At 33.0% G+C, this 7,625-nt stretch carries 4 protein-coding genes; 1 reads left to right on the plus strand and 3 read right to left on the minus strand.

The genetic code is table 11. From position 1 onward, the window contains the following. On the plus strand, window positions 1–600 hold a 600-nt coding region (locus tag L3J35_13515), incomplete at its 5' end, for a hypothetical protein (protein MCF6367201.1). A 559-nt stretch (window positions 601–1,159) separates the two neighbouring features. Here L3J35_13515 and thrC read toward each other — a convergent pair. The 3 genes from thrC to ygfK all read right to left on the minus strand — a co-directional run bounded on the left by thrC (window position 1,160) and on the right by ygfK (window position 7,302). Continuing rightward, window positions 1,160–2,413 (minus strand): threonine synthase, encoded by a 1,254-nt coding sequence (gene thrC / locus L3J35_13520; GenBank protein ID MCF6367202.1) that lies wholly within the window; start codon window positions 2,411–2,413, stop codon window positions 1,160–1,162. A 160-nt stretch (window positions 2,414–2,573) separates the two neighbouring features. Next, window positions 2,574–4,058, minus strand: coding sequence for a pyridoxal-phosphate dependent enzyme (locus L3J35_13525; GenBank protein MCF6367203.1), 1,485 nt, complete (start codon window positions 4,056–4,058; stop codon window positions 2,574–2,576). A 19-nt stretch (window positions 4,059–4,077) separates the two neighbouring features. Continuing rightward, window positions 4,078–7,302 carry a putative selenate reductase subunit YgfK gene (ygfK, locus tag L3J35_13530; protein MCF6367204.1) on the minus strand — a complete coding sequence of 1,075 codons (3,225 nt, stop codon included), beginning with the start codon at window positions 7,300–7,302 and terminating at the stop codon, window positions 4,078–4,080. Between the last annotated feature and the right edge of the window lie 323 nt (window positions 7,303–7,625).

The raw sequence follows: 7,625 nt of genomic DNA on the forward strand, positions 1-7,625 counted from the left end.
AGTATTGAAAACATGAAATTTTATTCTGAAAAAGAAAATATTACTGACGCACGATGGGGGGATAAAATAGCAGAACAAGAGATAATCAAAGAATTTTGGAGATTAGTTCAAGATTCTGTTGATTATAACTCAGTAGATATTTTTGTGAATAAAAATTATCTTCCTAAATATCCCGAAATAAAAAAGAAAACCATTGATTTGTTTATAGTAAACAGTAAAAATACATGGGATGTTTTCTTTGAAGCATTGCAATCTGACTATGCATTTTACAAATATTGGGACAATATAAAAGTTTCAGGAACAGATAAATTTGTTGTTGCATTTACAGTTGAATCATTAACATCTATGCTTTTGAAAATCTATAATGAATATTATTATAATGACATAGAATATTATAATAAATACATATTAAGGAACAGAACTTTTATGGATTACGCTGGATTAAATGATTGGTATTTGGAAGTTGTTGCAAAATATTTATCCCAAAAACATAACAGGAATATAAAATTTAAATCAAATAAATTAGAGTGGATTGTTGATTTTAGAAGAGATGAATTTGAAAAGAGATGTGACATTCTTCCGCCGGGTTATAAGAAATAACCGATTTGACGTAGCACTCATGCTGAAAAATGGGGTATTGGAGATGATGGGTATAGAGATGAACAAGTAGAAAAGGCAAATACTAATGATTTGAAATCACCCGCTCGTCCAATGCAGTGCCGAAATGCCTGATAATCTTCTGTTTAACCTTTTTGCCATCCCTTATATTTTCAACTAATTGAATCGCAATTTTAGGCGAATTTTTACTTGTTTTTCTTCTTACAAACATGTTGCAAAGATAATCATTATTTTCAAATCACCAAATATAAATAAAATTAGGCACTACACCCCGATAAGTTAAAATAAAAAATATAATCGGCTAATTGTCAGGTGTTTATGTTTTTTACGTGGTGCTTAGTGTGCGAAGTCAGGAAAACACATAACAAAGAATTTCACCCAGCTGGCGCTCGTTTGCAACGAGTGCAACAAAGCAAACATTAAAAAGACAGCCAAAAATAAATGTCAGACAAATACAAACTAGCGGATAAAGAAAGACTTATTCATCAAAATCCGGTAAAAGATTTAATTATTGAAAATGCCGAAGATTATTTATTCAGTTCTACAATAAATTAAGCATATTTTTCAAATTTTCAACATCCGGTTCAACAGCATCCGGTATTGAAATAACAGATTGTACTGATTTTAAATCTTTTAATCCGCTGCCGGTTAAAAGCACAACATTGTTCGAGTCAGCTTCTAATTTATTCATACTCATGTAATTAATAATCCCTGCAAAAGCTGTTGCCGCTGCCGGCTCGGCAAATAATCCGGTATTTTTTGATAATTCTGCCGATGCACTTATTATTTCATTGTCTGAAACAGTCATAAGTTCACCCTTGTATTTTTGAATAAATTGCTTTGCCATATAAAAGTTTCGAGGAATATCAACCGAAATAGAATCGGCAACGGTATTGCTTGCTTTTAATACAAAATTATCCGTATTCATATTTCTTGCAATATTATCGCTGCCTTCTGATTGAACGGCAACAATAATCGGCATCTTTTCAATAATCCCGAGTTTTAATAAATCTTCAAAACCTTTATAAACTCCTGAAATTATCACACCGTCACCCACAGGCACAAAAATTCTGTCGGGAATCGTTTGCCCTAATTGGTCGTACAATTCAAAAGAAACCGTTTTTTTTCCTTCAATCGTTAACGGATTAAAAGCCGTATTTCTGTTATACCAGCCGAATTTTTCCGTTGCTTTTATGCTTAAATCAAAAGCATCATCATAAGTTCCTTTTACAGGAATTATAGTTGCTCCGTACATTACAATTTGAGTCAGTTTTGCCAAAGGTGCCGTTTTCGGAACCATAATAATGGCCTTTTGGTTTTGCGAAGCACAAATTCCGGCAAGAGAAGAACCTGCATTTCCGGTTGATGCCGCAACAATTGTATCAATTCCGTTTTCTTTTGCATAAGCTGAAACCAAATAAGAAGCACGATCTTTAAAAGAATATGTCGGATTTTGCGAATCATCTTTTAATAACAGATTGAAAGGTAAAGTTTTTCCGTTTAATTCAGTTTGCTTATATAAAGGTGTGTTTCCGACTTTTAATTTGGGAAAACTCTCCGAATTCTTAATTGGGAATAAATCTATAAAGTTACTTTCTTTTAATCTGTTAAATACAGCATTTGTATCTCCGAAACTCGATAAATTTTCATAATCATAAATTATTTTCAAAACACCTTTCGGCGGTTTATTCGAAGTATTTTTTTCTGCACAAACAGTACATAAATAAGTAACTTCACTTTGTGAATATTCTTTTCCGCAATCGGTGCATTTATATTGAAATTTATCTGTTATCATTTTTATATTCTTTTCTATAAAGTTAATATTATGTTTCAGTTTAAAGCAAAAATCACAAAGTTACAAAAATTAATACTTTGCATTCTTTGCGATTTTTGCTTGCTCACACAACACTACTTGTATTAATCAAAATACGGGCAACTGCTGTATTAGAAAAGTTCTATAAATATTTTTTCAAAACTCCCGTTCGTTCATTAAATTCATTAATTAATTCATCCCACCGGTGTACTTGATTAAACATTTTGTCCCAAACATTTCGGTCGTACCAAAGTTGATTTAATTCTTCAACATCCTTGGCTTGTTGCTCAACCCATGTAAAATATTTTAAATTGTGAATTGCTTTTCTGTCTTGATAACCGAGCTCACGCATATTATCAATTTGTTGCCCGAGCATACATTTTTCAAAATCTTTAACGGCTTGAATTTCATTATATTCTCCTCTTTCTGCACGTAATTCATCAACTCTTGAAACATACATATCGGCACTGTCTGTTGCAATCGTCAAAATAATATCATCAGATGTCATTTCATAATATTTTGCCGTTTTAATTGCCGACAATACATTACCGATACCTGAAATACCGATTAGATGTAATTGAGAAATCAATTCATCTGAAATCCCGACAGATTTAAGATATTTATGTCCTTCCGGTTCATTGAATAATCTTAATAATCGCATCGGATCTTCATCGTCAATTGCCGTAACAGCATCTGTATTTTTCACATTATGAATCCACGGAATATGTTTGTCGCCTATGCCTTCAATACGGTGAGCACCGAAACCGTTTTGTAAAATTGTAGGACATTGTAATGCTTCCGAAGCAACCACTTTAATATGAGGATGCTGGGTTCTTAAGAAATCACCTCCGGCAATTGTTCCGGCAGAACCGGTTGCTGAAACATAAGCGGCAAATTTGCTGTTGTCTGTTTTTAATAAGTTAAAAACTTCTTGCAGAGCATTACCCGTAACATTGTAGTGCCATGCCGGATTTCCGAATTCATCAAATTGATTAAAAATTACGACATCTTCTCGGGTTCTTTTTAATTCCCAACATTTATCATAAATTTCTTTTACGTTGGATTCACTTCCGCGTGTTGCAATTACGGTTGATTTTGCAACATTTCTCAACCAATCGAAACGTTCTTTGCTCATTTCTTCAGGTAAAATTGCAATAGGTTCGGTTCCCATTAATCGACTGTCGAAAGCACCGCCTCTGCAATAATTACCGGTTGACGGCCAAACAGCTTTATGATATGTAGGGTCAAATTCTCCGGTAGTAATTCGAGGAGCAAGGCATCCGTAAGCTGCACCGACTTTATGGGCTCCCGTAGGGAAATATTTACCGACCATTAAAACTATTCGAGCATCGACACCTGTTAATTCTTTCGGCATTTCAATGTATGTTGGTGTTCCGAAGAGTCCTCCGTGTTCTTTTGCTTCGTTTTTCCATGTAATACGGAAAAGATTCAACGGATTGAAATCCCAAAGTCCGATATTTTTTAATTCATCTTTGATTTTTTCCGGAATAGTTTCCGGATGTTTTTGTTGTTCAAAAGTAGGTAAAATAATACCTTTTTCTTTGAAAACTTTAATTGCATTTTCTAATGCTTTTTCGTTTGTTACTTTGTCAATTGGTCTTATCATTTTGTTATAATTTTTTTAATTATATGCTAACAGCACTCTTCAATATCACACTCATTTCAGCCGCTTTTTTAAGGTCGTAATTTTCATCATCAACTCCCGTAAATTCTAATATTTTAAAACTTGCTTTGTCTAACTTTGCAATAAAATTATCAGACTGATATAAATAAAAATCATCTTTTTCGGTTAAGCAGAAATCAAAACCGCTTTCTTTGGCAAGTAAAGTTTGATTATTTTTATCGAAATAATATCCGTCTCTTTCTTTTGCAAAAGTAGTTTTATTCAAATACAAATGCGATTTTTCTTTATACGGTGCACCTGAACTCGGACAAAAAGTTTCGCAATTTGCACACTGATTACACCAATCTGCAATATGAATTATTTGAGATTTTTGCGAAACTTCAAAAATTGCATCTTCAACAATTGCTCCGTTCTCAATTTTTTGCAAGCTGTATTTAACAGGCTCAATTTCATAATGTTGCAAAGCAAGATTCGGACACAAAGTTGTACAAATATTGCATACTTCATCACAAAGTAAACAGCGTGATGCTTCTTGCATTGCTTCTTCTTTTGTTAAAACAGAAGTTACAAGATTGAAGTTTTTTCTGTCGGATAAATCGGTTTCTTTAACTTTTACAACTTCAATACGTTTTGCTTTTTTGAGCATTAACTCAGTCAAAGATTTTGAAGTTCTTCCGTTATTTTTCGGTCGAGTTTCAAAATCAATTCCTGCTTTGTTAATTATTTCTTGTGCTGTTTTTCTGCCGTCACCTACTCCGTTAATTAAAGTTGATGCACCTCTTAAAGCATCTCCGCCTATAAATACGTTTTCTAATTTTGTTTCAAATGAATCCGTTTTTGTTTCCAGCTTTTTTTTATCGGCAAAATCAATTGCCAAACTTTGCCCGATTGCCGGAACAATTGTATCACAAGTAATTTCAAATTCAGAACCTTTAATTTCGACAGGTCTTGCTCGTCCGCTTGTATCTTTTTTACCAAGCTCCATTTTTATACATTTTAATGCCGAAACTCTGCCGTTTTTTTCAATAATTTCAAGAGGCGAAACTAATTCAATAATCTCAATTCCTTCATCTAAAACATCTTTTATTTCTTTGTATTCAGCCGGCATTTGTTTAATTGTTCTGCGGTAAACAATTGTAACTTTTCCTTCGTTACCAACCAAACGATACGAAGTTCTGGCAGAATCCATTGCGGTATTTCCGCCACCGATAATAATGATATTTTTTCCTGCATCTGTTTTTTTGCCTTCTTTAACAGCAAATAAATATTTAAGAGGATTTAAAACACCTTTTGCATTTGAGCCTTTAATATTTAATACATATGCATCTTGTGCTCCGGCAGCAATATAAACAAAGTCGCTTTTTTCTTTAATATTCTGAAAAATTTCTTTATTTATTTTTTGATTGTAATAAACTTTGACGCCTGAATCTGTTATTGTATTTACATCAATTTCCAAAGATGAATCTTCTAATCTGAATTTTGGAATTGCTCCGGCAACCATTCCTCCGGCTTTTGATTTTGCTTCAAAAATTTCAACATCAAAACCGGCTTTTTTAAGGAAATATGCACATGATAAACCGGATGGTCCTGCACCAATTATTGATACTTTTTTTCCGTTGGATTTTAAGTTCCTGAAATCATCTGTAATACATGCTTCCGGATTAAGTTTTGCATTATGCATTTCTACGATAAAACGTTTTATATCCTTAATTAACAATGAATTATCGTAGTTTATTCTTGTGCATTTTGTTTGGCAAGTATGGTCGCATACCATTCCGGTTGCATTCGGAAAAGGATTTGTTTCGGAAATTACATCGTAAGCTTTTTCAAAATCGCCATTTGCTGTATGGTACATATATGAAGGAATGCCCTGATTTGTAGGGCAAGTATCTTCACAGGGTGCATAAGAACAATCAAATTGCCCCAGTTCTCTCTTTGTTTTTATACTCGGATCATGCGGGCTGTCTTTTTTATATCTTTCGGAATTTACGACTTTATCTGCATAAGAATTTAATGTTTCAAGGCTTGATTTTCCGCCAACAACTTTACAGTCTTTAATATTATCAATGTATTGTGCTAATCTGCCGTATCCTCCGGGTTTAAGCAAATCGGAACTTACCGTAACAGGAGATAAACCACATTGTAAAATATCCTTTACATTAAATGCGTCGGCACCGCCCGAAAAGGATAAATCTAACTCTCCGTTAAATTCGTTTTGAAGTTTTCGAGCAACATTTATTGAAATAGGGTGCAACACTTTTCCGCTGGCATACATCATTGTTTCTTTTTCCGGAAAAACCTCTTTGTTATTCTCTGCTTCAAGTGTATTGGTAAGTTTTAAACCGAAAAAAACATTATTTTCTTTTGCTTTTTGTGTCAGATTTTTGATAAACGAAACGGCATCCGGATATTTTACATCATGAGCAAATGCTTCATCGGGAACTGTTGTATTAAAACCTGAATTATCAATTATTTTTCTTAAATCTTCTTTCCCCAGTAATGTCGGGTTAAGTTTTATGGTTGTATGTATTTTTCTTTCAGTAATTAAATATTCTCCTATTTGTTCAATTTCTTCCGGAGGACAACCGTGCATTGTCGATAGAGTAATATTATCAGTCATTCTCGGGCTGATTTTAAGATTAACAACATTCGGATAAATATCTTTTATCTTATTGACTTTTTGCTCCAACTCTTCGGAAGCATCCAACATTTTATCAAAAAACCATTGCACATTATCTTCCATAATGCCTTTTAAGTCATATCCGGCACTCATGTTAAAAATAAAGCCGGCTTCTTCTTTGCTTCCTATATTCAGTTTATCTTTTAAGATATGAACCAATATCCAAGCATTCAAATATTCATCGAAAGATTGGTGTAATTTCAATTCTTGCGACCATTCACAATTATAACCTTCGTCCTGCATATCAATACAAGGTTTTGAAACATCCAGTTCATCAAGTGTTTGGACTGTTTTTAATTCGATATAACGAGCACCCGTTAACCAAGCAGCAACTATATTTTGCGAGAGTTGCGTATGCGGGCCTGCTGCAACACCGATGGGTGTTTCCAATAATTGATTAAAACGGTTTGAGCGAAAACTATCTTTTTCTGAGGGTAAAAAAAATAATTCTTTTTCAATCCCGAAAAGAGTATTACTTGTATCAAGCTGTTTTAAAATAATTTGCAAAAGTTGCTTAATAGGTGTAGGCGTAAATCTGTCAGTCATAATATTTTTTAAAAAAGATGCCAAAGTTAATAAAAAACTCCTACATATAAAATAGCTGCAGGAGTTTTAAAATAATTTTACACAACTATCCGAAAGTTTATTTTAAAAAAGCCTGAAAATCCCATAATTTTGAGATTTAATTACAAATTTTAAAAAAATGGGATTATTCAAGCGAATCAAAAATACAAATAAACCTTTAATTAGGGCTTGCTGATTTTCTCGGCCTTAAAAACAGCTTATTTCTGATTTTTTTATTTTATCATCACAAAAATACAAGTCAAAAATTTGGATTTGTGTTTTTGTAAAATTTAAAATCGAAAAAT

The organism is Bacteroidales bacterium, assembly GCA_021648725.1.
Classification (GTDB): domain Bacteria; phylum Bacteroidota; class Bacteroidia; order Bacteroidales; family JAADGE01; genus JAADGE01.

What these genes read in the sequence shown, in the direction of transcription:
- thrC (MCF6367202.1), bottom strand. Translation starts at nt 2,413, where the DNA reads ATGATAACAGATAAATTTCAATATAAATGCACCGATTGCGGAAAAGAA.
- L3J35_13525 (MCF6367203.1), bottom strand. Translation starts at nt 4,058, where the DNA reads ATGATAAGACCAATTGACAAAGTAACAAACGAAAAAGCATTAGAAAAT.
- ygfK (MCF6367204.1), bottom strand. Translation starts at nt 7,302, where the DNA reads ATGACTGACAGATTTACGCCTACACCTATTAAGCAACTTTTGCAAATT.